We start from the raw sequence: 26,195 nt of genomic DNA, 5'->3' as shown, positions 1-26,195 counted from the left end.
CGACTCGGTGTCGGGGTTGAGGCCGTCCGGTGCGCGCCGACCGCTCGGCTCACCGCGGTCGCTCGGCCCGCGGTCGTGGGCGGGGGGGGGGGGGGGGGGGCCCGGGGGGCCGCGGGGGGGGGGGCGGGGGGGGGCCGGGCGCCCCGCGCGGGCCGCGGCCGCGCTGCCGCCGCCGCCCGCCCCGCCCCCCATCCTGGCCGGACGGCTGCACCTGCCGAGCCCCGCCCAGGCCGACCCCGACCGTCCCCCCGTACCCGACACCACCCCCGGCGTGGGCCCGTCCGACATGGAACCGGCGGACGTGGGCCGGGCAGATGTGGACCTGGCGGACGTGGACCCGGCCGAGGTCGAGCTGGCGTATCGGGGGTGGCTGCCGGCCTGGCGGATCTGGGCGTCGCGCGCGCGGGCGGACAGCGAGCGACGGGCTCTGCACAACACGTTGCACGCCCTGGCCGCCCGGCTCGCGCAGGAAGGCGACGCGCTGGAGCTAGTGCTGGCCACCGGTCTGCTCACCTGGGCTCCGCCGGATGGTCCGCCCATCCGCGAGCATCTGCTGTCGACCCGGGTGCGCTGCGAGATCGACCCGGTCACCTCCGACATCCGGGTGCGGCTGCCGGCGGACGCGACGACCCGCCTCGCCGATGGCCACCTGCTCGACGGTGTCGCGTCGTTCCACCGGGAGCGCACGAACAACCTCCACGATCGTCTGCGGCACCGCGCCCCGGCACCGCTGGGCCCGGACGACACTCGGCTGCTGCGCGAGTGGCTCACCCTGGCCGTGGACGTCCCCGCCGCCGGCTTCGACCCCCAGACCGCTCCACCGCCACCGCCACCGGCCACCGCTGCGGCCGCGGCCTCGCGAGCCGGCGGCGGGAGCGGGCCGCAGGTGACGTTCGCTCCGGCGCTGGTGCTGCGGGTGCGCGACTCGGCCGCGCTGCTGAGCTACTACGAGCGGATGCTGGACGCGTTGCGCGGTGACGGTCCGCCGCCGCTCGGACTCGCGCAACTGGTGGCGACCCTGGACACGGACGAGCGGCTCGCGTGGCTCGCCGCGGAAGGCGCCACCGACGGCGCGGTGCTCGGCGCCGACCCGTTGCTGCCGCTGCCCACCAGCCCCGAGCAGGCCCTGGTGCTGGAACGGCTGCGCCATGACAACGGCGTCGTGGTGGAGGGACCACCCGGCACCGGTAAGACCCACACGATCGCGAACCTGATCTGCGCGCTGCTCGCCGAGGGCCAGCGGGTCCTCGTCACCAGCCAGAAGGCGCAGGCCCTGCGGGTGCTGCGGGCGAAACTGCCCCCCGACCTGCGCGACCTGTGTGTCTCCCTGACCGACACCGCCGAGGACACCGAGGACACCGGCGCTGCGAGCGGAACCGGCGGCGATCACCGCGCCGATCCCGGCGATGTCACCACCGGGATCGGCGCGCCAGAGCTGGCCCTGAGCGTGAGCGCGTTGGCCGCGCAGCGGGCCGCCTACCGCCCCGAGGCCCTCGACCGTCGCATCGCACGGGCCACCGAACGCCGCGACCAGGCACTACGGGAGCGGGACGCGCTGGCCGCACGCGCCCGGGACGTGCGGGCGGCCGAGGGCACGATCCACCCCGACACGGCGATCGCCGCGGGCTGGGGCGGAACCCGGGCGAGCGTCGCGGCCCGGGTCCGCGCGGCCCAAAGCGCACACGCCTGGCTGCCGCTGCCCATCCCGACCCCGGCCGGCCGATCCGTCCTCGCCACCGCCGGGCCGCCGCTGACCGACGACGAGGCCGTCGAGCTGCGCGCTCTGCTGCGCCGGTACCCCGCGGACCCGTCGAATCCCCCGCGTCCCACGGGTCACGTCGACGCGGACGAGTCGACGTGGCCGGTGCTGGCGGCCGACCGTTTCGCCACGTTGGTCGCCGCCGGCGCATCGGCCCAGACCGCGGCCGCGACCGCACGGGAGAACCTCACCCCGGCGGCCAGCGCCCTGCTCGCCACCCTGATCGCGGCCTCCCCCGCGTCCGCCGACGAGTTGCGTTGCGCCGTGCGCACCCTGCACCAGGCGCTGGACGAGGTGCACAGCCGCGCCGCCCGGGTGGCCGACCGGGCCTGGGTTCCGGCCGCTGTCCACGACGCGCTCACCGGTCACGACCGGCTGGTGTGGGCGAAGATCGACACGGCCGCGGAGCAGGTCGCCGAGGCTGCCCGGCAGCTGACCGAACTCGGTCTGCACGAGGTGCTGCTGCCCGCCGAGGCCACCAGCGGCGACGAGGCCACCGCCAGCGAAGAAATCACCGCCAGCGAAGAGGTCACCGTCAACGACGACACCACCGGCGACGCGGCGGTGCGGATGTCCGCACCGGCGGTGTTGTTGGCGCGAGGTGAGGCGCTGCGGGCGCACTTCGACGACGGGGGCGGGCTGCGCCGACGGTTCAAGGGGAAGGCCCAGCGGGCCGCCGGGACCCTGCTCGCGCAGGTGACCGTGGACGGACTCGCCCCGACCACCCCGGAACTGCTCGACCTGGTGTTGATCCGGCTGCGGGCGCAGCTCGCCCTGGACGCCGCCGGACGGGCCTGGGTGCTCGCCGGTCATCCGCCGCAGCCGGGTCTGCCGGTCGAGATCGCGGTGTCCCGGCTGCTGGAACGACACGAGGTGATCGAGGCGATCGGCGCCCTGGTGACCGCCCGCGACCACCTGCTCGCGACGGCGGCGAACCACGGCGACGAGGCCACCCCGACAGCCCCGACAGCCCCGATCGTCAGCGCCATCACCAGTGCCGAGACGATCGGCGAGCTTGCCGCGGCGCTCGCCGCCGAACAGCCGGCACGCGCCGCGGCCGCCGCCGAGGCGGAACTCACCCAGGTGCGGGACGACCACGAGCGACTCGCCGCCCATCCGGCGGCACCCGTCCCGCTGGCCGCCCTGCTCGCGGCCACCCACGCCCGGGACAGCGCCGCCTACACCGCCGCCACCGAACGGCTCACGGCCCAGCTGGCTCAGGACCGGGCCACCGTCCGGCGCGACACGCTGCTCGCCCGCCTCGACGCCGCCCATCCCGACCTCGCCCAGCGGCTGCGCACCGGGCCGACCGACCCGCCCACCGGCGGGAAGGATCGCGGCCTCGAGCTGGACGACTTCGGTGCGGCCTGGTCCTGGGGGCTGGCCACCGGCTGGCTGGACGCCACCCGTGCCATCGACCACGCCGGCACCGAGCCGAACAGCGCCCAGCAGCCGAACAGCGCGGCGCCGGCCGACCTCGACGCCGATCTGGACGCGGCCGAGGACGTCCTGGCCGCCGCCACCGCGGAACTCGCCGGCGCCCGGGCCTGGCGGCACTGCCTGGAGCGCCTCGGCGCCGGGCAGTCCGCCGCCCTGCGTGCCTACAGCGAGGCGGTCGCCGCGGGCGCGACCCACGGCGGACGGCAGGCCGAGCGCTACCGACAGGCCGCCCGGGAGGCGATGGCGATCGCCCAGACGGCCGTCCCGGCCTGGGTGATGCCGATCCGCGAGGTGCTCTCGACCATCCCACCGGTGCGTGACAGCTTCGACGTCGTCATCGTGGACGAGGGCAGCCAGGCGGGCCTGGACAGTCTGTTCCTGCTCTGGCTCGCCCCGCGGGTGATCGTCGTCGGTGACGACCGGCAGTGCACCCCGGCGGCGGTGCCCGGGCGTGACCTCGATGACGTCCTCGACCGGCTTGACGCCCTGTTGCCGGACGTCCCGGCCTGGCTGCGGGTCGGGTTCAGCCCGCGGTCGAGCCTGTTCAGTCTGCTGCGCACCCGGTTCGGTGAGGTCGTGCGCCTGCGCGAGCACTTCCGGTGCATGCCGGAGATCATCGAATGGTCATCCGCGATGTTCTACCGGGAGGCGCCGCTGGTGCCGCTGCGCCAGTTCGGCGCCGATCGCCTGCCACCGCTGGTCGCCCGGCATGTCCCGCACGGCTCCACCATCCCGACGTCCACCGGTCCGCGTAACCGGGCGGAGGCGGAGGCGCTGGTCGGGCAGGTGCTGCTCAGCGCGCAGGACCCCCGCAACGCCGGGCTGACCTTCGGCGTGGTGGTCATGGCGGGCCAGGCGCAGGCGACCCTGATCCGTGACCTGCTGGCCGAGCGGCTGTCCGCGGCCGAGCACCGGCGCCGCCGGCTGCGGGTCGGTACCCCCGCGGACTTCCAGGGCGATGAACGCCACGTCGTGTTCGTGTCGCTGGTCGTGGCCCCCTCGACCCCGCCGACACCCCTGACGACGCTGGAGTACCAGCGCCTGTTCAACGTCGCCGCCTCCCGCGCCCGCGACCAGGTCTGGCTGTTCCATTCGGTGGCCCTCACCGACCTCGATCAGCACGACCTGCGCCACAGCTACCTGGCCCACGTCCTGTCCACCACCCAGTCCGCGACCGCCATCCAGCTCACGGCGGCCACCCGGCCCGGCCGGGCCAGCGCGCCACCGGGGTCCCCGGACCCGCGGCTGGTACCCGAGGACCGTCCGCATCCGGCGTTCGGCTCGTTGCTCGCGCAGCGGGTGTACCGGCGGGTGGCCGGCCGCGGTTATCTGGTCGCCCCCCAGGTGGAGATCGGCGGGCTGCACCTGGACCTGGTGGTCAGCGGTGGACGGTCCCGCTTCGCGATCGGCTGCGACGATGACGCCGGCGACGCCGACATCACCCGGGGCTTCGACCGCGAGCGCGACCTGCGCCGGGTCGGTTGGCGGTTCTGGCGGGTGCGCCAGTCCGACTTCGAGCTCAATCCCGAGGCGGCCCTCGCCACCCTCTGGCCGCGCCTCGCCGCCGCCGGGATCACCCCCGTCCTCACCCCGCCGGACGCCACCCCGCGGACCGGCCCTACCCCGGACGGCCCCACCCCGGACGGCACCGACCCGGACGGCACCGACCCGGACGGCACCGACCCGGACGGCACCGACCCGGACGGCGCGGTGCTCTCAGACGGGGGTGCCGTCGGTCATCTCGTCCGACTCGCGCGCAACCGCGAGCCCGCGGGTCAGGTCGCCGTCGGACAGGTCCCGCCGCCCTGAACCCGCGCCGCCACCCGCGCTCGCGGTCGGCGGGTCCAGCGGTGTGGGATCCAGGCGTGTGTGGTCCGGCGACTCCGAGTCCACAGGCACGGCGTCATGGTGGTCGGGGTCGTCCTCGGTGGCACCGACGATGCGGGCGAAGGGCTGGCGGGCCAGCCGGGAACGGGCAGCCGGCGGTTCCAGGAAGTCGGCCCGGCGGATGCGACAGAAGGCCGTCTGTGGGCCCGGGCCGACGTGGCACACCCCGATCTGCGCGGCGGCCGACAGATAGGCCATGGCCTCGGACCGTTCCAGCCCGATCCGGCTGGTCAGGAACAGCATCGCCGAGCGGGCGGCCCGGCGGACCGCCTCGGACAGCTCGGCGTCGACACCCATCGTCACCCAGGCCGTCTCGGTCTCGACGAACGGTTCGCGCAGCGCCCCCAGCACCGCACCCGCCGCCCCCTCCCGCAGCGTGGACAACCGCAGGGTCGCCCGCAGCGGCCCCTCGAGCGCGGTCGCACCCAGCCGTCCTTCACTGAGCGCATAGTGCGGGTCGCCCACCGCGAACAGCCCGCCGGCCACCTGGACGGGTAGGTACAGGTGACCACCGACGCCCAGATCGACGCAGTCCAGCGCGCCTCCGTGCAGTCCGACCGATGTGGACGCGATGACCTCGGTGGTACTGTCCACCGCGACCGCCATGACGCCGAGAAAGGGCGTCAGCGGGAAGCGGGTCCGGGTACCGCCGACGCTGGTCAGCGCACCGAACAGCCGCCCACGGCGGCGTTCGATCGCGCAGAGGGTGGTGACGGTGCCAAAGCGCTGCCAGTGCCGCGCGCTGGCGCTCGCCTCGGGCGGTGGCCCCTCCGGAAACTCCCCGGCGAACAGCCCCTCGCCATGGCGACTCGACACGATGCCGTACCGCGCCCGCGGGTGCAGCGAGAGCACGTCGACGCGCAGCATGTCACCGGGCTCCGCGTCCCGGACGAACACCGGCCCGGTCACGATGTGCGGCGCGTCCACACCGTACTGGTGCGGCAGGCCGGACGCGGCGATCGCCCGCGCGTCCACGAGCACCTCGGCGGGCACCACGCCGAGACCGGCGAGAAAGGACTCGGGGTCACGACCCTGGTCACCGAGGATGCCCTCCTGGCTGACCGTGTCGATGGTGACGGTGGCACCGGGATCGATGGACAGGACCGGTCGGGAGCGGGCGTTCGGCAGTTCACCCCAGGTGACGGTTTCGGGGGTGGAGGGCAGATAATGTCTACCCTCGATCTTGCCACGGCCTGGTTGCAGCGCCACGGGCGGCTCTACCGGGTCCGGGACCGTCCGGGCGGGCTCCCACCGTGACGAGCCGCCTGGACCCACGCCCGCGCACCGTCCTGCCTCCCGGCAGGGGGTACGCAGGATGCACATCGACAGCGCAGGTTCACGCGCGTCACATTTTCAGTGGAATGTGACAAAAAGGTCACATATATGTTGCGATCACCGTCATTCCGAGGTGCGGAAGGTGGATGGCCCGTGGATGCGGACCTTTTTAGCCCCAGTGGTCCGCATGTGCGGGATCTGGGGGAGTTCGAACTCATCCGGGCGATCACCGCTCGCTTCGGTCGCAGCCCTGACGTCCTCGTCGGGCCGGGCGACGACGCCGCCATGCTCGCCGCACCCGACGGCCGCGTCGTCGTCACCACCGACCTTCTCGTCGAGGGACGTCACTTTCGCCGGGACTGGTCCGGCGGCGCGGACGTCGGCCACAAGGCCGCCGCCCAGAACCTCGCCGACGTCGCCGCCATGGGTGCCCGTCCCACCGGCCTGTTCGTCGGCCTGGCCACCCCCGGCTCCACCGAACTCGACTGGGTCCTGTCCCTCGCGGACGGCCTGGCCGCCGAATGCGCCCGCGCGGGCACCACCGTCGCCGGCGGCGACATCAGCTCCGCCGACACGATCATGCTCGGCGTCACCGCCCTCGGCGATCTGGGCGGGCGCGCGCCCGTCCTGCGCTCCGGCGCCCGCCCCGGCGACATCGTCGTCCTGGCCGGCACCGTCGGCCCCTCCGCCGCCGGCCTCGCCCTGCTCACCGCCACTGCCCGCACCCCGCCGGCCCCCGGCGGTGGTTCCCCGCGGCCCGCATCCGACGGCTTCAGCCCCACCCGAGCGGACGACGATTCCCTCACCGCCCGCGGCTGGGACCACCTCCTCACCGCGCATCGTCGCCCCCGACCGCCCTACCACCTCGGCCCCGCCCTCGCGGCCCTCGGCGCACGCGCCATGTGCGACGTCTCCGACGGGCTCCTCCAGGACGTCGGGCACCTCGCCGCCGCGTCCGGCGTACGCATCGACCTCACCACCGACGCCTTCCCGATCGACGACGCCCTGCGCGGCGCCGCCGACCACCTCGGCGTTGATCCCCTCGACTGGGTCCTCACCGGCGGTGAGGACCACGCCCTGGTGGCCTGCCTGCCCCCGCTTCCACCGAGCGTCGCGCTGCCACCCGGCTGCGTGCGGATCGGCTCCGTCCAGTCCGACGGAACGGGCGTGACCGTCGACGGACGCACCCCGACCGGTGTGGGCGGCTGGACCCACTTCGGCCGATCCACCTCGAACCACCCCGACCGACCACACTCGCCCGAGTGAACCGACCCACCACCGCGTAACAGCGCCACCCCCACCCGCACCGACCACCGCGACCACCCCTGATCGCCCGCCTGACCGCACCCTGATCAGCATCCCGACCGGCCCCGACGACCAGCATTCCTTCGCCACGGGAATGTCCGGTGCCGACCACGGCCCGACCGGCCTCGAGTCGACTCCGGATGGCCGACCCAGCCATCATCCCAGCCATTCCGAACACCCGGTCAGGTTGGCGCTCAACCCATTCAGCCGTCGTTCTTTCGGCCCATCCAGCGGTACCGGCTCCGCACGTGAACGCCCACCCGTTGGAACGCGAACAAAGCGCATATCGGACGTCTCGTACACGCCGACGATGACTGGTCCGGGCCGACCCTGCACCGCACCGCAGGCGATGGAAAGTCACCTGTCGCGACGGCGATGCCCATCCACCGGCTCACACCAGTCGGCGGCCACCACGGCAACGGTCGACGGCCACGGCGCCCAAGGCGCTCGGGAGAGGAGAAGTCCAGGTGCCGACCCGCCAGGTCGCCTCACGGGCGTAGGCCGCTCGAAGCGGCGTTCATTGGGTCCGGGGGCCATGATGCGGGCCGGCACTGACAAGTCTAACGGATAGTCGCGCCACCGTGTTCCCACCCGCATGACCTGGTCCGATGACCCGCGACCCGTCCATCCCGCCTGGCCTGGAGACCGCCTGCCCCCGTTGCTCCGCCCGCCCCGCCCACCCGGGGGTCACCCGCCCCGCCCGTCGAACATCGCCGTGCGGATCCGAGCACGCGGACCGCCATGGGACATACCGGACAGGGATGCCTCCACAGGCCCGTGTGGAGCTCCACTCCGCCGCGGACGACCTGGGCGCTCTCCATGGATCCGAGGCCGGTGTGATCGGGGTCGAAGCAGGCTCGCCGGGCACGGTGATCGTCGGGACAGGCGAGCCCGAATCGGGGATGGCGTCGAGGCTGGCGACGAGCACACCGTCATGAGCGCTCCTGGTGGTCTCGCGATGGCGCTTCGTGGATGACGGGGGCGGTCGAAGATCCATGGGAGGCGAGGCCGTCGCCGCGGACCGCATCCCCGCTTCGGGACCCTCGCCGCCAGCTCCAGGCGAACCAACCGCGCCGGAATCATCAGCCGATGTGGGAGACCCTCTCGTCACGAGGGCGCACGGTCGCGGGTCGGGGTCGAGGCCGGTGCGATCAGGCCTTCACGCGGTGGGAGCGGGGTGGCGGAAGCGGGCTTGTGGAAGCGAGGCACGCAAGCCGGACAGAGAGGGACAGGAAAGGGACGAGATCAGGACGAGATGATGGCCGGATCTGGGCGGACACAGGGCAGGAACCGGGCGGTGTCGGGACGGCGCCGGGTGGGTACCGAGGGTCCGTGTGACCGGACCGGGCAGGTCCGGTCGTACCAGCTCTGGCCGCAGCGGGTAGCCTGAGCAGACGGTGACAGAAGGGCCTTTCGGAGGCCGTGAAGTGAGACCGTGGATAGAGGCGAATGGCCCCGTGACAGCACCGACGGTTCCTGCGTCCGGACCTGACTTCGGACCCAACGAATGGCTGGTCTTCGAGATCTACCAACAGTTTCTCGAAGATCCGGAGAGTGTCTCGCCGGAGTGGCGTGAGTTTCTCTCCGACTATCGCCCGACCATGCCGCCGACGACTCCCGGCGCCACCGGAGCGCCGGCCGACGTCGCGTCGAACGGGGCACCTTCGGGCGGTGAGTCAGCCCACGACACACCCGCCGCCGCGCCGGCACCCGTGAGCACCGCCGGCCCAGCCGCGGCGCCGGCACCCCCGGCCCCCTCGGCCGCCAGCGCGGCTCCGGCCGTCAGCGCGACCAGGGCGCCGACAGCGCCCGCGGCCGCCGCACCGCGCTCGGAGCCGGCGCCCGCCGCGCGGGCCAAGCCCGCGACGAAGCCGGCCGCACCGGCCGCGGCCGCGAAGCCGGCGGCGTCGTCGGGGTCGGTCAGCACCCCGCTCAAGGGGGCCGCGGCCCGCGTCGTCACCAACATGGAGACGTCGCTGCACGTCCCGACCGCCACGTCGGTCCGGGCGTTCCCGGCAAAGCTGCTCGCGGACAACCGGATCGTGATCAACCGGCACCTGGCCCGCTCGAGCGGTGGCAAGGTGTCGTTCACCCACCTCATCGGCTATGCCATGGTGCGGGCGCTGGCTGACCATCCGGCGATGAACGCGTCGTACGCGGAGGTCGACGGCAAGCCCACGCACGTCCAGCCGGAGCATGTGGGGCTTGGCCTCGCGATCGACCTGGTCACCCCGAAGGGGCGCCAGCTCGTCGTCGCGGCGGTGAAGAACACCGAGACCATGGACTTCCGCGACTTCTGGGTCGCGTATGAGGACCTGGTCCGCCGGGCCCGGGCGAACAAGCTGACGATGGACGACTTCACCGGCGTCACGATCAGCCTGACCAACCCGGGTGGCATCGGAACCGCGCACTCGGTGCCGCGGCTGATGCAGGGGCAGGGCACGATCATCGGCGTGGGTGCCATGGAGTACCCGGCCGAGTTCTCCGGGGCGTCCTCGACGACCCTGGCCCGGCTCGCGATCTCCAAGACGATCACGCTGACCAGCACGTACGACCACCGGATCATCCAGGGCGCGCAGTCGGGTGAGTACCTGCGCCGGATGCACCAGCTGCTGCTCGGCCAGGACGGCTTCTACGACGAGGTCTTCCGCTCGCTGCGGGTCCCGTACGAGCCGGTGCGCTGGGTTCCGGACAAGGCGGTGGTGCACGAGGGCGACCTCGACCACAACGCGCGGGTGCTGGAGCTGATCCACGCCTACCGGGTCCGTGGGCACCTGATGGCCGACACGAACCCGCTCGAGTTCGCCATCCGCAGCCACCCCGACCTGGACATCATCAGCCACGGGCTGACGCTGTGGGACCTCGACCGCGAGTTCGCCGTCGGCGGTTTCGCCGGGCAGCGCACCATGTCGCTGCGCGACGTCATGGGGGTGCTGCGCGACTCGTACTGCCGCCGTGTCGGCATCGAGTACATGCACATCCAGGAGCCGGACGAGCGGGCCTGGATCCAGGCGCGGGTGGAACGCTCCGCCGAACGTCCCGACCCGGCCGAACAGCTCTACGTGCTCGAGCGGCTCGGTGCCGCGGAGGCGTTCGAGTCGTTCCTGCAGACGAAGTACGTCGGCCAGCGGCGGTTCTCCCTCGAGGGCGCCGAGTCGACCATCCCCACCCTCGACGAGGTGCTCGACCGGGCCGCCGACGCCGAGATGGACGAGGTCGTCATCGGCATGGCCCACCGTGGCCGGCTCAACGTGCTCGCGAACATCGTCGGCAAGTCCTACCGGCAGATCTTCGACGAGTTCGAGGGCTACCTCGACCCGCAGACCGCGCACGGCTCCGGTGACGTGAAGTACCACCTGGGTGCCGAGGGCGTCTACCGGGCCCGTTCGGAGCGCACGGTGAACGTCTCGGTGGTGGCGAACCCGTCCCACCTGGAGGCCGTCGACCCCGTCACCGAGGGTGTCGTCCGCGCCAAGCAGGACATCCTCGACAAGGGTGTAGCCGGCTTCACCGTGCTGCCCGTGCTGGTACACGGCGACGCCGCGTTCGCAGGGCAGGGGGTCGTCGCCGAGACGCTGAACCTCTCCCAGCTGCGCGGCTACCGCACCGGCGGCACCATCCACCTGGTCATCAACAACCAGGTCGGGTTCACCACCTCGCCCGAGTCGAGCCGCTCGTCGGTGTACGCCACCGACGTCGCCCGGATGGTGCAGGCGCCGATCTTCCACGTCAACGGGGACGACCCGGAGGCGTGTGTGCGGGTCGCGGCGCTGGCGTTCGAGTACCGCCAGGCGTTCCACAAGGACGTCGTGATCGACCTGGTCTGCTACCGGCGGCGCGGCCACAACGAGATGGACGAGCCGTCGTTCACCCAGCCGCTGATGTACGACACGATCGCCAGCAAGCGTTCGGTGCGCAAGCTCTACACCGAGGCGCTGATCGGCCGCGGGGACATCACCCGTGATGAGGCCGAGGAGGCGATGAAGTCCTACCGGGCGGAACTGGAGAAGGCGTTCGCGCAGACCCGGGACACCACCCCGTCGGAGAACGCGCCGCAGCCGCGGATCGTCACCACTCCGGAGGAGGCCGCCGCGGCCGCCGCCGTGAGCACCGCGGTACCACTCGAGGCCGTCAAGCGCATCATCGAAACGCAGATCACGCTGCCGGACGGCTTCACCGTGCATCCCCGGCTGCGTCCGCAGATCGAACGGCGCGCGCAGATGGTGGAGACCGGTGCGATCGACTGGGCGCTCGCCGAGACGCTCGCCTTCGGCACCCTGCTGCTGGACGGCCGCTCGGTGCGCCTCACCGGGCAGGACAGCCGGCGCGGCACCTTCGGTCAGCGCCACGCCGTCCTCGTCGACCGCAACAGCGCCGAGGACCACACCCCGCTGCGCACCCTGCGTCACGGTCTGAACGGCACCGAGAACCGTGAGGGTGTCGGCACCTTCTACGTCTACGACTCGCTGCTCAGCGAGTTCGCGGCGATGGGCTTCGAGTACGGCTACGCGGTGGTCCGCTCGGACATGCTGGTGCTGTGGGAGGCGCAGTTCGGCGACTTCGCCAACGGCGCCCAGTCGATCATCGACGAGTTCATCACCGCCGGTGAAGCCAAGTGGGGGCAGCGGTCCTCGCTGGTCCTGCTCCTCCCGCACGGCTACGAGGGCCAGGGGCCGGACCACTCCTCGGCCCGCATCGAACGGTTCCTGTCGCTGTGCGCGGACGGCAACATGACCGTGTCGGCCCCGTCGTCGCCGGCCAGCTACTTCCATCTGCTGCGCCGCCAGACACTGTCGCCGGTGCGCCGTCCCATGGTCGTCTTCACCCCGAAGTCGATGCTGCGGGCCAAGGCCGCCACGTCCACCGTCGAGGACCTCACCGGCGGCAGCTGGCAGCCGGTGATCGACGACCCGACGGTCACCGACCCGACAACGGTGCGTCGAGTTCTGCTCACCGCGGGCAAGGTCTTCTACGACCTGGCCGGGGCTCGGAACAAGCACAGCGACCCCCAGCGGTTCGCCCTGCTGCGCGTCGAACAGCTCTACCCGACCCCCGGTCCGGAGCTGGCCGCCGTGCTCGAGCGCTACCCGAACGTCACCGATGTCGTCTGGGTGCAGGAGGAGCCGGCGAACCAGGGCGCCTACCCGCACATGGCGCTCAACCTCGCCGAGTCGCTGCCCCGCAACATCCGGTTGCGTCGGGTCTCCCGGCGGGCCGCGGCCGCCCCCGCGTCCGGCTCGTCCCGGGTGCACGAACGCGAGCAGCAGGCTCTCGTCGAAGCCGCCCTCGACGACTGACCCACCGCACACCCGCACGGCACGCACGGCCAGACGGTCGCCGTCCGCTCTCCCCCCGGGAGTGGACGGCGACCGCTCGGCTCTGTGCCCACCGCCACCAGCCCGACGGCCACTGTCTGCTCGGACGGGTCACCGTCCAGCCTGCTGGTGGTCGTCTCCTCGATGGCCGTAGCCTGGTCGGATGGTCAACCGCGTGGCGGGCCAACCGGATGGGAGCACGGATGTACTTCACCGATCGCGGTCTTGAGGAACTGGTCGACCGCCGCGGCGAGGAGACCGTCACCTACGAGGGTCTCGCCGACGCGATGCGGGCGTTCGTCGACGTCCACCCGCAGTTCGAGGAGGCCGTGGAGCGCCTGGCCACCTGGCTCGCCCGCCCCGACGACGACGCAGACCTCTGACCGCGGGCCAGTACCCCTGACCGCGATCCGAGCCCTGACCGCGAGCCAGCCCGTGACCGGGGACCTCTCCCGGTCCCGTCAGGGAGTCAGGACGAGTTTGCCGAACACGTCGCCGGCGGCCAGCCGGGCGAAGGCGTCCCGAGCCCTCGCCAGCGGCCAGACCTGTTGGACGGGCGGACGGATACCGGTGCGTACCAGCAGCGCCAGCAGATCGACCAGCTCGTCGCGGCTGCCCATCGTGGAGCCGACCACCGACAGCTGCTGGAAGAACACCCGGTTGAGTTCGGCCGGCGGGTTCGGCCCGCTGGTCGCCCCGGAGACGACGATCCGCCCGCCGGGACGCAGCGCACGCAGCGAATGCCCCCAGGTGGCCGCGCCGACGGTCTCGAGCACCGCGTCCACGCGGCGCGGCAGCCGCGCCCCGGACTCGAACACCGCGTCCGCACCGAGCGCCGCCGCCCGCTCCCGCTTCCCGGCGTCCCGTGAGGTGACGAGAACGGTGTGCCCCACGGCCTTGGCGATGAGCACCGCCGCCGTCGACACGCCGCCGCCCGCGCCCTGCACCAGCAGCGTTCCACCGCCCTCAGCCGGCAGCCCCGCCCGCGACACCACCATCCGGTACGCGGTGAGCCACGCCGTCGGCAGGCACGCCGCCTCCTCGAAGGACAGCTCCGGCGGTTTGGGCACCAGGTTGCGCCGCGGCACCGCGACCGCTTCGGCGAGCGTGCCAGGATGCAGCTCGGACAGCAGCGTCCGCCGCGGGTCAAGCGTCTCGTCCCCGCCGCCCGCCGCCGGATCGCCGATCACCGCGTGGACGACGACATCCTCCCCCTCGGGGGTCACGCCGGCGGCATCACAGCCAAGAATCATCGGAAGCCGGTCAGCCGCAAGCCCCACCCCACGAAGGCTGAAAAGATCGTGATGGTTCAGCGAAGCCGCGCGCACCCGCACGCGCACCCAGTCCGCCGGCAGATCCCCCGGATCCGGCTGGTGCCCCACGGACAACGCCGCGAGCGGATCCTCGGGGTCGAGCCGAACTGCGGCGGCGGCAAGCACATCCGGAATCTACGACCGCCACGCCCCCCGCGCGAGCTCCTCCCCCTGGACGCGGGCGAGCTCGTCGGGTCGGACGGGGGCGAACCATCCCCCGTGGATGCGCGCGAACCGTCCACATCGGACGCGCCGCCGAACATGGACAATCCGCCCCGGCGCACGCACCTGACCCGCCGGTGTGTTGAACTCATCGCCGTGCCCACGACCAACGCCGACCCCGCGCACCATCCGGCGGTCAGCCCGTGGTGACCCACAGCGATGACCCGCGTCCCTCCACCGCGGAGTCCACCCCACTCGCAGACCTTGGTACCGGTCCCGCCGGCGACCCTGACGCCAGCCCCGGCGGCGAAGGTGACCTGGCCGGCGCCGGCGCCGGCCGCGGGCGACGTGGCGGACGGCGCCGACTGGGCTGGCGGCGGCATCGGGTGGCACCCGCCCCGGAGGCGCCGGTCACGGTCATGGTCGACGGGACCGCGGTCATCACCGTGGCGGCGGCCGACTTCGTCTGCTGCTCCTACCAGGGATGCGGCACGCTGCGCCCACTCGCCGAGGCGGTCGAGCACCGTCCCTGCCCCGGTTGCGGCCGGGTCTGACCGTCCGCCGCCCATCCCGCTCCTCGCCGCCCCCGCGGCGGATCCGACGGGATGTCCCGGGACCGCGAACGTCCCGGGACCGCGGACGGGCCGGGGACGGCGGACGGCCGCGGGAACCGGGGCGGATGCCCGGCAGGTCCCACGGCCGTCGGATGCCCTGTCGCCCCTTTCGGGGCGACAGGGCTGAAGAGCGGAAAAGAAGGGGATCGGGGAGAAACGGAAGGGACTAGCGGCGGGCGACGCCGTCCGCGCGAGCGGCGGCGGCCACGGCTGCGGCCACAGCCGGACCCACCCGGGCGTCGAACACGCTCGGGATGATGTGGTCCTCGCTCAGCTCGCCGTCGATCACGGCGGCGAGCGCGTCGGCGGCGGCGAGCTTCATGCCCTCCGTGACCCGGCTGGCCCGCACGTCCAGCGCGCCCCGGAAGATGCCGGGGAAGGCGAGCACGTTGTTGATCTGGTTCGGGTAGTCGCTACGGCCGGTCGCGACGATCCGGGCGTACCTGTGGGCGAGTTCCGGGTCGATCTCCGGGTCCGGGTTCGCCATCGCGAAGATGATCGCCTCGGGGGCCATGGTGGCGACGGCCGATTCGGGCACCTTGCCGGAGGACAGGCCGAGGAACACGTCGGCGCCATTGAGCGCGTCGTTGATCGAGCCGGTCAGGCCGGCACGGTTGGTCTCGGCCGCGAGCGCCGCCTTGACCGAGGTGAGGTTGTCCCGACCCGGGTAGATGATCCCGCGGCTGTCACCGACGGCGATGTCACCGATGCCGGCGGCCAGCAGGATACGGGTGACGGCGACGCCAGCCGCGCCCGCACCGGACACCACGGCACGCAGGTCGCCGAGGGTGCGCCCGGTCAGCTTCGCGGCGTTCTCCAGGGCGGCGAGGGCCACGATGGCGGTGCCGTGCTGGTCGTCGTGGAAGACGGGGATGTCGACGCGCTCCTGCAACAGCCGCTCGATGGCGAAGCAGCGGGGCGCGGAGATGTCCTCGAGGTTGATGCCGCCGAAACTGGGGGCCAGCCGCACCACGGTGTCGACGATCTGCTCGACGTCGGTGCAGTCCAGCGCGATCGGCACGGCGTCAACCCCACCGAACTGCTTGAACAGCGCCGCCTTGCCCTCCATCACCGGCAGGGACGCGGCCGGGCCGATGTCACCGAGACCGAGCACGGCGGTGCCGTCGGTCACCACGGCGACGGTGTTGGCCCGCCAGGTGTACTCGTCCGCGAGGGCGGGAGCCTCGGCGATCGCGGTGCAGACCCGCGCCACGCCGGGGGTGTAGGCGAGTGAGAGGTCCTCGCGGTTGTCCAGCGGCACGGTGAGGGCGATCCCGATCTTTCCGCCGCGGTGCAGCGCGAAGGCGGGGTCGTCGTCGGACGGCCGGGGGCTGACCGCGGCGAGATCCGCCGGGGCGCTGGTGGGAAGAGTCGAGTGGTCAGTGGTTGCGGTCACGGAGGCTGCTCCTCGGACAAGCCGGCGGTGGACCCGCTGGGGCGGTCGTGGTCCCTTTACCGGGGCCGCGGCTACAGGTCGCCCGCCCTGGCTGCGTGCGTCGTCCACGCAGAAGGCGAGCCTGAGTCGTCCCACCTCATGATGTGAGACAGGACAGGGACCGGGGGGTGGCCCGGGGGTAGGTTCAATATGGCACGCGGACCGTCACCGTACGCGTGGACGCATCGCTGGGCAGGCTGCCAGCGAGGCCGTGGCGAGGGTGTTCGGGCCGGTGCCGACACAGCGGGCGTCGACACCCACGCTGTCGACGCTGGCGGGGCTTTCGACACAGGATGGACGGCCAGCAGACGCACATCGCAGGACACCCGATGCACATCGGCGAGGCACGGCACTCCCATGTCTCCCACCCGAGGCAACGGTGACGCGGTCGGAAATCATCCGGGAGACCCGGATACCAGCCAGGTCAACGCCGCCCGAAGCCGGGAATCATTGGTGCATATCGGCGCCCTTCTGCATAGCTAGAGGATAGCTGTCGGGGCCTCCGGAAGCCCGTGATCGCAGCCCGCCGAACGCTCATCGGTGACCCGCGGATCAGCCCGCGGGCTGATCCGCGGGTCACCGAACCGACCATCCACCCCGACATTCACGCAGATCAGCGACATGATCGCGGGATCGGGGCGGGCGGGAGTCCGGTGCGGACCCCGGTGGCCGCGCGCCGCGAGGTCTTCACCACGACGCAAAGAACAATCGACCAGCCGGAATCCGGATGTTCGCGTGCGCGACGCCCGGGCCGCCCGCCCGTTCCAGCCGGGCGGCCCGAAGTCCCAGCCCAGAGCGTGGGTGACGACGCCGGACGAAACCGGGACAGCCGGCCATGACGCGGCCGCGACCGGGCGATGACCGCGCCATGGCGCGTAGCCGGGCCGATGCCGGCCCCACACCTACGAGCACCGACGGCCCGCCGGGGCGACGCGGACCGGGCCAGGCACGACACGCAGCGTCGCGGCCGGCGCCGGCATCCCACCGGCCGAGCCAGCCGTGCGCAAGCACCACACCTGGCCGCCAACGCATCCGGGCGGTGCGGTGCGGCCTGCGGGGACACGTCCGAGCGAACCGGTACCGTCCCAGTGGTGGAGATCAGCGAACTATCGGTCCCCGACGCCTGGGTGTTCACCCCGCGTCAGCACTCCGACAGCCGCGGGACCTTCCTGGAGTGGTTCCGCTCCGATGCGCTGGCCGAGGCGGTCGGGCATCCGCTGGCGCTGTCGCAGGCCAACCACAGCGTCAGCCGCAGCGGGACGTTGCGTGGTGTGCACTACGCACAGGTACCACCGGGTCAGGCGAAGTACGTGACCTGTATGCGCGGCCAGGTACTCGACTGCGTCGTCGACATCCGCACCGGTTCGCCGACCTTCGGCGCTTTCGACGCCGTCCTGCTCGACGATGTGGACCGCCGTGGGCTGTACGTCGCCGAGGGACTGGGGCATGCGTTCATGGCCCTCACCGACGACGCGGCGATCAGCTATCTGTGTTCGGCGCCGTACACCCCGGGCCGGGAGCATGGCGTTCATCCCCTCGACCCGGATCTCGACCTCCCCTGGCCAGCCGAGATCACACCCCTGCTCTCGGAGAAGGACGCCGCGGCGCCCACGCTGCGCGAGGCCGAGGCCGCGGGCCTGCTGCCGAGCTACGCCGAGTGCCAGGAGTTCTACGCCCTGCTGCGGTCCGGCCACGCACTCGGCGCGGCCAGCGCGTCGGCGGGCACCGGGGCCGGGGCCTCGAGTGCGGGCGCCACGGCGGGCGCGGGTGCCGGCGGCGCTCGTTGATCCGGGCGGCGCGGCCGGCGGACGTCCCCGCCATCCTGGCGCTGGTGCGCGCCCTCGCGGCCTACGAGCGGGAGCCGGACGCGGTCGCGATGACCGTGGACGACCTGCACCAGGCCCTGTTCGGCCCCACCCCGAGCGCTTCCTGCCTGGTCGCCACGGCGGACATCACCGCGGACACCACGGCGGGCGGTCCGTCCGCGCCGGTGGTGGGGTTCGCGATCTGGCATCAGACGTTCTCCACCTGGACCGGGCAGGCCGGCATGTACCTGGTGGACCTGTTCGTGCGGCCGGAGCACCGACGCGGCGGCCACGGCCGTGGCCTGCTCGCGGCGCTCGCCGAGATCTGCGTGCGACGGGGGCTGCGGCGCCTGGAGTGGGCCGTGCTCGACTGGAACACCCCGGCGCAGGAGTTCTACCGCTCGCTGGCCGCCGGCCCGATGAACGGCTGGACGACGTGGCGCCTCGACGGCGACGCCCTGCGCGCCCTGGCCATCCCCACCTGATCCGTCCGTTCACGGGCGGATGCGACCCTCCCCGTTCGGGCCCACCCGGGTTGGGGTGGACGAACCTTTCGATCACCCGACCTGCGGCACCCCCCGACGGCTGGGTACGGTGGAGGCGATGGCCAACGCTGGCCGCCGACGCGGGTACCCGGTACGGACATGAGGGACATCACGACCGTCCGGGTGGCGATTTACCGCGCCGGTTGGCGGGAAGACCATCACCCGCACCATGACTGATCACCCGGCTTCGGCCACCGCGAGGGCAGCACTCCTCGCTCTACGCAGGCTCTTTGGGGGTAGGAACGTGGATCCGACGCCTTCGTCCGGCGGCGCGGAGATCTCCGACACCATCGACGGCCCCACCGCCCACTCCGGCGGCCTGCGCGACGTCGTCGCGCTGACGCTGCCCGCGGCCAGCGCATATCTGACGGTGCTTCGCACGGCGACGGCGTCGCTCGCGGCCCGGCTCGACTTCACCCTCGACGACATCGAGGACCTGCGGATCGCCGTCGACGAGGCGTGCGCGCTGCTTCTCGTCTCGGCGGTGCCAGGCTCGTCGCTGGACTGCACGTTCACGCTGTCGCCGGGTGTCATGCACGTGCTGGTCACGGTCGAGAGCCTTGACCGTGAGCCGCCATCGGAGGACACCTTTGCCTGGACGGTGCTCAAGGCCCTCGCCGGCGACGTCGAGACCTTCACCGGTCCCGGCTCGAAGGTGAGCATCACGCTGCAGAAGCGTCAAGGGGTCCGGGCTGACCTCGGTGAGCCGCCCGCCGGGCACGTCCGCGGTTCCGGCGCGGCCAATGCGACTCCGCTGGGTGACGCAGTAGGTACGCCATGACATCAACCGGGAGAACTCCGACTCCACCCCGGACGGCACCCGACCAGGCCGGGCCCGCCGACCCGGTCGCCTCACTCAGCCAGCGGGCGGGCACCGTCGACGAGCATCCCGACGCTCCGCTGCGCGCCGCACTGCCCACCGCCGCCACCAGCGGCCACGGTGGTACCAGCCATGACGGTGCCAGCCACAGCGTTGCCGGCCATGACAGTGGCACCGCTGTGGGTGCCACGGCCCAGACCGCGGGCCCCGACAGCGCGCTCGGGCACCCAGCCACCATCGGTGGTCAGGCCAGCGGCAGCGGCACGACCACCGGCGCGCCGACCAGCGGCGGCGCTACCGACGCCGCCGTCACCGACAGCGACCCGTCGGCCGGCGGCAACGCCGACAGCACCGGCGCTGCGGCGCCGAGCGAGACCGCGAGCGCCACCACCACCGGCACCGAGCGGACCCACTCGCCCGACCGTGCGCTCGCCCGGGCGCTGTTCGTCCGGCTCGCCTCACTGCCCGAGGGCGACGCCGAGCGGGCCGCTCTGCGCGACCAGCTCGTGCGAATGCACCTGCCACTGGTCGAGTACCTCGCCCGCCGGTTCCGTAACCGCGGCGAGCCGCTCGACGACCTCGTCCAGGTCGCCACCATCGGTCTGATCAAGTCGGTGGACCGGTTCGACCCCGAGCGCGGCGTGGAGTTCTCCACCTACGCCACACCCACGATCGTCGGCGAGATCAAGCGGCACTTCCGGGACAAGGGCTGGGCGATCCGCGTGCCCCGCCGGCTGCAGGAGCTCAAGCTCTCGCTGACCAAGGCCACCTCGGAGCTGTCACAGACCCTCGGCCGCTCACCGACGGTGAGCGAGATCGCGCGGCATCTGCAGATGACCGAGGAAGAGGTGCTCGAGGGCCTGGAGTCGGCCAACGCCTACTCCGCGGTCTCCCTCGACGCACCGGACTCCGGCGACGACGAGGCGCCCGCCGTAGCGGACACCCTCGGCGTCCAGGACGAGTCGCTCGAGGGGGTCGAGTACCGCGAGTCCCTCAAGCCGCTGCTGGAGAAGCTCCCACCACGGGAGAAACGGATCCTGTTGCTGCGGTTCTTCGGCAACATGACCCAGTCGCAGATCGCCACCGAGCTCGGTATCTCCCAGATGCACGTCTCCCGGCTGCTCGCCCGCACCCTGGCCCAGCTACGCCGCGGCCTGCTCGAGGACAGCTGAGTCACCACCTGATCCCCGAGCCCGAGCCGCTTCCGCCCGCGTTCACGGGCGCCGCTGCCCGGGCCGCGGCGGGATGTCGCTGGGGTCATCCTGCTCGGACGGCCCGAGCCCGGCCGCGGCGAGCAGCGCGACCACGATCACCAGCGGAACGACGATCAGCGCCACACCATAGGTGTGTTCGCCGGCCTGGATGAGACCCCAGCCGACCGGCAGGCACAGCAGCTGCACGACGAGGGTCGGGGAGCGAAACGACCCGCTGCGGCGCAGCACTCCGATGGCCAGCGCGGCGACCCCGGCGCCACCGAGCAGCGCCAGCAGGCCGCCCATCTCCGCCCGGGTGACATCGTCGATACCCGAACCGAACCCCCGCAGGACCTGCAGCACGCCCAGCGCCAGCAGCGTGAGCGCCTCCAGGGCGAGCAGCAGACTCGCGATTCGCGCCGGCACCGGAGCGCTGCGTGCCGCCGCGCGCAGTCCACCCAGATGCCCCAGGGCGGGACGCCGCTGCCCGTCGCTGCTCGAACCCATACTGCGACACTATGCCGTAGGTCGCCCGCACCGGTCGCCGCGCCGGTGGCCTGTTCGGGGTGGCGCACGTCCGGGAAGTTCCGTCGATGTGAGAGTTTTCCCAGCCGACGCCTGACCTGGGTGGACGGACTACGGTAGAGGCATGCGAGGGCTGCTGGTCGTCAACCCCGTCGCGACCACCACAACCGAACGTGTTCGGGACGTCCTCGCTGCCGCGCTCGCCGCGGATCTCGCACTGGACATCATCCCCACCAAGGGCCGGGGCCACGGGGTGGAACTTGGGGCGCGGGCGGTCGAACTCGGCGTTGATGTGGTGATCGCCCTGGGTGGCGACGGTACCGTCAACGAGATCGTCAACGGTCTGCTGCAGAACGGCCCGGTGGCCGACGGCCCGGCCTTCGCGGTCGTCCCCGGCGGGAGCACCAATGTGTTCGTCCGCGCGCTCGGCTACTCCGCGTCCCCGGTCGAGGCGACCGGGGAGCTGCTGAACGCCCTGCGGGAGGGCCGTAGCCGGCGGATCAGCATCGGTCACGCCGAGTTCGGCGAACAGAGCCGCTGGTTCAGCTTCTGCTTCGGAGTCGGGCTCGACGCGCGCGTGGTGGAGCGGGTCGAGGCCAAGCGCAGCGGTGGCCGCCGCAACAGTTCCGGTCTGTTCCTGCGCGCGGCCGCTGCCCAGCTGCTCAGCGGTGCCGGCCGCCGCGCCCCCGTCCTCGAGCTGGAGACGACACCCGCCCACTCCCCCGGCTCCGCCGCCCGCCGTCAGGCGCAGGCCGACGAGGCCGAGGCCGAGCAGAGCGCGGCGACCGCCGAGGCCGATGACCGGGACGCGCGGATCACCCTCGGGCTGGTCTGCAACACCCGCCCGTGGACCTACCTCGAGCAGCGACCGGTCCTCGCCTGCCCGCAGGCCTCGTTCGACACCGGCCTGGATCTGCTCGCGCTGCGCCGGGTCCGCACGTCCGCGGTGCTGCGCACCGGGCGGCAGATGCTCGCCGAGGGCCGCGGACCGCACGGGCGCAACGTGGTGAGCCAGCACGACAGGGCGACGATCCACTTCCGCTCGGACGAGCCGGCGCCCATCCAGATGGACGGCGAGTACCTGGGCGAAAGCACCGACATCCGCCTCACCCATCATCCGCGGGCCCTGCGCGTCATCGCCTGACCCGCTCCACCAGGCTGACCCGCCCCGCCAGGCCCGTCGGCCCCGCCGGCCGCGGGCCGAGAGCGGAACTACTCGGTCAGGGCCGCGCGCACCCCCACCGGGTCGTCGCAGATCGCCCCGGACACCCCGGCGTCGCGCAGCGCGCGGGCCTCGGTGTGACCGGTCACCGTCCACACCACCAGCCGGATGCCGGCCGCGCGGGCCCGGGCGACCGCCGCCGGGCCGTGTGAGCCGCCCGAGCCAAGCACCGCGCTGGTGTGCGCGTGCAGTTCGGCGTGGCCGGCGGACTGGACGTAGGTGAGCCCGCCGCCCACCGACATCCGCGGCATGGTGAGAAACGCCGTGGTGACGGCGAGCTCGGCATCCCGGACGGCCTCGATCGCGAACCAGTCGAACGAGGAGACGGTGATGCCGCCCATGCCGGCGTCGAGGTCGGCCGGGTCCGGGCGGGTACCGATGTGGCCACGGGCGCGCAGCACGTCGACGAGGGCGCGCGCGGTGCGTTCGCGGGGGGCGTCGAAGTCCGGCTGGCCGGGCTGGTTCTTGATCTCGCAGATCAGGCGCCCGCGGCCCGCCCAGGCGTCGAGGACCTCGTCGAACAACGGGATGCCATGGGCCCGCAGAGCCGCGGTCGACTGGCGGATGACCGCTCGACCCACCGGACGCGACAGCCGGGCGTCATGCACACAGACCAGGTCGCCGTCGGCGCTGCGGCGAACATCGACCTCGACGCCGTCGGCACCGGCCCGCAGCGCCGCGTCCACGGCCTCGACCGTGTTCTCCGGACCTGGAACCCTACTACCCCGATGACCGAGTACCTCCATGGGCCCAACCCTGCCATCCGCGCCCAGGAGGTGTGTCGCGGCAGGCTGGACAGCCGGCGCCGGTCGCCCCTCAGGGTCCCCCACATGCACCGGGCGGACCGCCGATGCCGAGATGGCATTTTCCGCCCGTTCCAGGGCCTCTCAGCGGCCGTCTCCGGCCCGCCCAGAGCGCCCCTGACGCCTCGACAACCCCTGGCAACCAGTACTTATGTCCCGGCTGCATGCTGGGGAGAAGTGTCGCCGTGCGTGGCCCATCTGTGTCCCTGCCGGACAAGTGCAGGCCAGGGAGGGTGTGAAGACGCTTGCAGGTTCTTGCGCCCCTGCCCGTTCCGGTGGGAGGGTGGCGAATGTCCGTGGTGGATGCACGTGCACCTGGACTTACCGACCGCCAGGAACCCGCTCTACGGCTCGCCGTCGGGCCGAGCAGACATCCTGCTCATCCGAATTTCATCCGCGGCACAACCGTAGCGGCTCGCAAAGCGTCTCATGTGCAGTGTGGCCCGAGACGAGAGAGGGAGTTGGACGCATGGACTGGCGCCACAGAGCGCTCTGCCGTGACGAGGATCCCGAGCTCTTCTTCCCGATCGGTACTACCGGTCCGGCGGAACGCCAGGTCGAAGAGGCAAAGGCCGTCTGCGCGCGGTGTGCAGTCACTAGTGACTGTCTGAACTGGGCAATGGACACCGGGCAGGACTCCGGAGTCTGGGGTGGACTGAGCGAGGATGAGCGCCGAGCGCTCAAGCGCCAGGTCCGCCTTCGGGTTCGGACTGCCTGACCGCACCATCCCCGGTGGCCCTGTGCCACGGAACGGGGTGCACCATCCACCCGCGTCGGATCCCCGACATCCGCCCGCGGCGACCTCTGAGCGTCGGAACGCATCGGTTTCACGCCGACCGACCCCAGCGGCTCCCGCATGACGTCAGGCCACGTGGCGCGCCCCCGCGCCGACGAGACTGGCAGCAACATCGGCCGTTCTGTCCACGCGTCCGCCGCAGTGATGCGGCGCGACGCGGGCGGAGCGGCCGTATCGCTTTGTGCCCCTGCTACTCCCGCTGATGTTCCACCCGCCGGTGCCGTGGCCGCTGGTGCCGTGCTCGCCGATGCCAGGCCGCTCGCCGACGCCGGACTGTGGGCCGGCTCTGGCCGGTTCACCGAACGCGCCCCGGTGGAACGGGAACGCCGGGGTACACCGCGCGAAGCGGAACCTGTGACGAAGGCCACGGCCACGGCTCCCGCGCGTAGGCATGGCATAGCGCCACACCGACCGCGAACGAGGGACACGGCTTGGGGATACCCGCCATTCGCACCCCCAAACACTCAACTTTCAGAAAGTGGGATCGACAGCAGCGCCTCGGTGCCGCACTTCGGCCCCGCCTGAAGCCGGATGGTGCCGTGCATCTCACCGAGCACCAGCTGGCGCACGATCTGCAACCCCAGCCGAGGCGAGTGCTCGAGCTGGAAGTCATCCGGCAGGCCGGCGCCGTCATCGGCGACGACGACATCGAGCCGACCGGTCGAGCGCTGCACGCGGATCTCGATCGAACCCGCCGATCCGTCGAACGCATGTTCTACAGCATTCTGCAGAAGCTCCGAGAGCACAAGGGCCAGCGGCGTGGCGAGCTCGCCGGGAAGGTGCCCGAACGAACCGGAGCGGCGGGTGTTCGCCCGCGCCCCGGTGGACGCCAGGTCCACCGTCACCGAGGTGATCTGGTCGGCGATCTCGTCGAAGGGGACGCTCTCTCCCAGGCTCTGCGACAGCGTCTCGTGCACGACCGCGATCGAGGTCACCCGCCGCACCGACTCGCGCAGCGCCGCTCGGGCCTCATCAACCTTCGTCCGACGCATCTGCAGGCGTAGCAGCGCGGCCACGGTCTGCAGGTTGTTCTTGACCCTGTGATGGATCTCACGGATCGTCGCGTCCTTGCTGAGCAGCATCGCCTCGCGTCGACGCAGCTCCGAGACGTCCCGCACGAGGACCAGCACCTCCCGGGTCGCCCCGGGGAACAGCGGGATCGCACGCAGCAGCACCACCGTGCTGCCGACCGCCGCCTCGACCTCGACAGGCCGACGCCGTCCGATCGCATGCCACACCGCGGGGGTCGTCGCCGGCAGGTTCAGCGCCCGGTGCACCGTGCGCAGATCCTCACCGGTGACGTTGCCGGTGTATCCGAGGCGGCGATAGGCCGACAGCGCGTTGGGACTGGCGAAGATGACCTTGCCGGCACCATCGAGACGCATCATCCCGTCGCCCACCCGCGGCGACTCCGGCAGCTCCGCCGAACTGCCCCGGAACGGGAACGCGCCTTCGGCGATCATGAGCGCCAGGTTGTTGGCACCTTGCAGATAGGACGATTCCAGGTCGCTCGGCGTGCGCGGATTGACCAGGTTGGTGTCCCGGGCGAGCACCGCGATGATCTCGTTGCCGTGCCGCACCGGGATCGCCTCGGTACGCACCGGCACCCCGCCGTCCCACTCCGGTTCGCCCTCGCGGGCGATGCGGTTCTCCCGCCAGGCGTTCTGCACCACCCAGCGGTTGATGACGACGCTGCCGACCTCGTCGTTGTGGTAGGCGGTCGGCCCGGTCGTCGGCCGCACCTGGGCCACCACCAGAAACTCGGTACCGCTGGTGTGACCACCACGACCCGAGGCCGAACCGGAACGGACGGGCACGAGCAGCAGCAGATCGGCGAACGACAGGTCGGCGAGCAACGCCCAGTCCGCGACGAGCGCGGCCAGGTGGTCGATGTCGTCATCGCTGAGGTCCGTGCTCGCGCGCAGCATGTCGGCGAGGGTTCCCACGGGCTGCACACTGCCAGACCGGTGAGTGTTGTGAG

At 72.4% G+C, this 26,195-nt stretch carries 17 protein-coding genes; 11 read left to right on the top strand and 6 right to left on the bottom strand.

Annotated elements, in window-relative coordinates; all coding sequences use genetic code 11:
- The first annotated feature begins 301 nt into the window (after positions 1–301).
- Positions 302–5,008, top strand: coding sequence for an AAA domain-containing protein (locus MXD61_RS19885; RefSeq protein WP_248814969.1), 4,707 nt, complete (start codon positions 302–304; stop codon positions 5,006–5,008).
- Here MXD61_RS19885 and MXD61_RS19880 read toward each other — a convergent pair.
- Positions 4,916–6,295, bottom strand: coding sequence for an acetamidase/formamidase family protein (locus MXD61_RS19880; RefSeq protein ID WP_248814968.1), 1,380 nt, complete (start codon positions 6,293–6,295; stop codon positions 4,916–4,918). The genes MXD61_RS19885 and MXD61_RS19880 overlap by 93 nt on opposite strands.
- Before the next feature lie 174 nt (positions 6,296–6,469).
- Here MXD61_RS19880 and MXD61_RS19875 point away from each other — a divergent pair, with 174 nt between their 5' ends.
- The 3 genes from MXD61_RS19875 (at position 6,470) to MXD61_RS19865 (ending at position 13,364) form a co-directional block, all read left to right on the top strand.
- Positions 6,470–7,627, top strand: coding sequence for a thiamine-phosphate kinase (locus MXD61_RS19875; protein ID WP_374629238.1), 1,158 nt, complete (start codon positions 6,470–6,472; stop codon positions 7,625–7,627).
- 1,496 nt (positions 7,628–9,123) lie between these two features.
- Complete coding sequence (locus tag MXD61_RS19870) at positions 9,124–12,963, top strand: multifunctional oxoglutarate decarboxylase/oxoglutarate dehydrogenase thiamine pyrophosphate-binding subunit/dihydrolipoyllysine-residue succinyltransferase subunit (protein WP_248814966.1); 3,840 nt, start codon at positions 9,124–9,126, stop codon at positions 12,961–12,963.
- 221 nt (positions 12,964–13,184) lie between these two features.
- Positions 13,185–13,364 (top strand): DUF6104 family protein, encoded by a 180-nt coding sequence (locus MXD61_RS19865; protein ID WP_163547123.1) that lies wholly within the window; start codon positions 13,185–13,187, stop codon positions 13,362–13,364.
- Between the two features lie 78 nt (positions 13,365–13,442).
- Here the strand turns inward: MXD61_RS19865 and MXD61_RS19860 are convergent, their stop codons facing one another.
- Positions 13,443–14,420 carry a zinc-binding dehydrogenase gene (locus tag MXD61_RS19860; protein ID WP_248814965.1) on the bottom strand — a complete coding sequence of 326 codons (978 nt, stop codon included), beginning with the start codon at positions 14,418–14,420 and terminating at the stop codon, positions 13,443–13,445.
- A 239-nt stretch (positions 14,421–14,659) separates the two neighbouring features.
- Between MXD61_RS19860 and MXD61_RS19855 the strand changes: the two genes are divergently transcribed.
- On the top strand, positions 14,660–15,010 hold the full coding sequence (locus MXD61_RS19855) for a hypothetical protein (protein WP_248814964.1): 351 nt from the start codon (positions 14,660–14,662) through the stop codon (positions 15,008–15,010).
- Positions 15,011–15,236: 226 nt separating this feature from the next.
- Here the strand turns inward: MXD61_RS19855 and MXD61_RS19850 are convergent, their stop codons facing one another.
- A complete protein-coding gene (locus MXD61_RS19850) occupies positions 15,237–16,466 on the bottom strand; it encodes an NADP-dependent malic enzyme (RefSeq protein WP_308222798.1) in 1,230 nt (409 codons plus the stop codon).
- Between the two features lie 1,130 nt (positions 16,467–17,596).
- Here MXD61_RS19850 and MXD61_RS19845 point away from each other — a divergent pair.
- The 4 genes from MXD61_RS19845 (at position 17,597) to MXD61_RS19830 (ending at position 20,847) form a co-directional block, all read left to right on the top strand.
- The gene (locus MXD61_RS19845; protein ID WP_248814963.1) at positions 17,597–18,292 is read left to right on the top strand and encodes a dTDP-4-dehydrorhamnose 3,5-epimerase family protein; all 696 of its coding nucleotides are present in this window, start codon (positions 17,597–17,599) and stop codon (positions 18,290–18,292) included.
- Positions 18,289–18,795 (top strand): GNAT family N-acetyltransferase, encoded by a 507-nt coding sequence (locus tag MXD61_RS19840; protein ID WP_163547128.1) that lies wholly within the window; start codon positions 18,289–18,291, stop codon positions 18,793–18,795. The genes MXD61_RS19845 and MXD61_RS19840 overlap by 4 nt, the downstream gene beginning before the upstream one ends.
- 304 nt (positions 18,796–19,099) lie before the next feature.
- Positions 19,100–19,636 carry an anti-sigma factor gene (locus MXD61_RS19835; protein WP_163547130.1) on the top strand — a complete coding sequence of 179 codons (537 nt, stop codon included), beginning with the start codon at positions 19,100–19,102 and terminating at the stop codon, positions 19,634–19,636.
- Positions 19,633–20,847 (top strand): RNA polymerase sigma factor SigF, encoded by a 1,215-nt coding sequence (locus MXD61_RS19830; protein ID WP_248814962.1) that lies wholly within the window; start codon positions 19,633–19,635, stop codon positions 20,845–20,847. The genes MXD61_RS19835 and MXD61_RS19830 overlap by 4 nt, the downstream gene beginning before the upstream one ends.
- 42 nt (positions 20,848–20,889) lie before the next feature.
- On the opposite strand, the gene MXD61_RS19825 is transcribed toward MXD61_RS19830, so the two are convergent.
- Positions 20,890–21,375: a hypothetical protein gene (locus MXD61_RS19825; protein ID WP_248814961.1), complete on the bottom strand. Its 486-nt coding sequence runs from the start codon at positions 21,373–21,375 to the stop codon at positions 20,890–20,892.
- Positions 21,376–21,517: 142 nt separating this feature from the next.
- Between MXD61_RS19825 and MXD61_RS19820 the strand changes: the two genes are divergently transcribed.
- Positions 21,518–22,537 carry a diacylglycerol kinase family protein gene (locus MXD61_RS19820; RefSeq protein WP_248814960.1) on the top strand — a complete coding sequence of 340 codons (1,020 nt, stop codon included), beginning with the start codon at positions 21,518–21,520 and terminating at the stop codon, positions 22,535–22,537.
- A gap of 68 nt (positions 22,538–22,605) precedes the next feature.
- Here MXD61_RS19820 and MXD61_RS19815 read toward each other — a convergent pair whose 3' ends face one another.
- Positions 22,606–23,361 (bottom strand): glycerophosphodiester phosphodiesterase, encoded by a 756-nt coding sequence (locus tag MXD61_RS19815; RefSeq protein ID WP_248814959.1) that lies wholly within the window; start codon positions 23,359–23,361, stop codon positions 22,606–22,608.
- A 526-nt stretch (positions 23,362–23,887) separates the two neighbouring features.
- Between MXD61_RS19815 and MXD61_RS19810 the strand changes: the two genes are divergently transcribed.
- On the top strand, positions 23,888–24,136 hold the full coding sequence (locus MXD61_RS19810) for a WhiB family transcriptional regulator (protein WP_163547139.1): 249 nt from the start codon (positions 23,888–23,890) through the stop codon (positions 24,134–24,136).
- A gap of 542 nt (positions 24,137–24,678) precedes the next feature.
- Here the strand turns inward: MXD61_RS19810 and MXD61_RS19805 are convergent.
- Entirely contained in the window at positions 24,679–26,142 is a 1,464-nt protein-coding gene (locus MXD61_RS19805) for a sensor histidine kinase (RefSeq protein WP_175084378.1), read from the bottom strand.
- Between the last annotated feature and the right edge of the window lie 53 nt (positions 26,143–26,195).

Origin of the sequence: Frankia sp. AgPm24, from assembly GCF_023243055.1 — a bacterium.
Taxonomy (GTDB): domain Bacteria; phylum Actinomycetota; class Actinomycetes; order Frankiales; family Frankiaceae; genus Frankia; species Frankia umida.
The sequence above is the reverse complement of the archived record's forward strand: the minus strand, read 5'-3'. Positions and strand labels throughout refer to the sequence as shown.

Bases quoted from the DNA above. Each gene is read 5' to 3' on its own strand.
- MXD61_RS19805 (WP_175084378.1), bottom strand. From the start codon at position 26,142: ATGCTGCGCGCGAGCACGGACCTCAGCGATGACGACATCGACCACCTG.
- MXD61_RS19875 (WP_374629238.1), top strand. From the start codon at position 6,470: ATGTTGCGATCACCGTCATTCCGAGGTGCGGAAGGTGGATGGCCCGTG.
- MXD61_RS19815 (WP_248814959.1), bottom strand. From the start codon at position 23,361: ATGGAGGTACTCGGTCATCGGGGTAGTAGGGTTCCAGGTCCGGAGAAC.
- MXD61_RS19830 (WP_248814962.1), top strand. From the start codon at position 19,633: ATGACATCAACCGGGAGAACTCCGACTCCACCCCGGACGGCACCCGAC.
- MXD61_RS19865 (WP_163547123.1), top strand. From the start codon at position 13,185: ATGTACTTCACCGATCGCGGTCTTGAGGAACTGGTCGACCGCCGCGGC.
- MXD61_RS19820 (WP_248814960.1), top strand. From the start codon at position 21,518: ATGCGAGGGCTGCTGGTCGTCAACCCCGTCGCGACCACCACAACCGAA.
- MXD61_RS19825 (WP_248814961.1), bottom strand. From the start codon at position 21,375: ATGGGTTCGAGCAGCGACGGGCAGCGGCGTCCCGCCCTGGGGCATCTG.
- MXD61_RS19810 (WP_163547139.1), top strand. From the start codon at position 23,888: ATGGACTGGCGCCACAGAGCGCTCTGCCGTGACGAGGATCCCGAGCTC.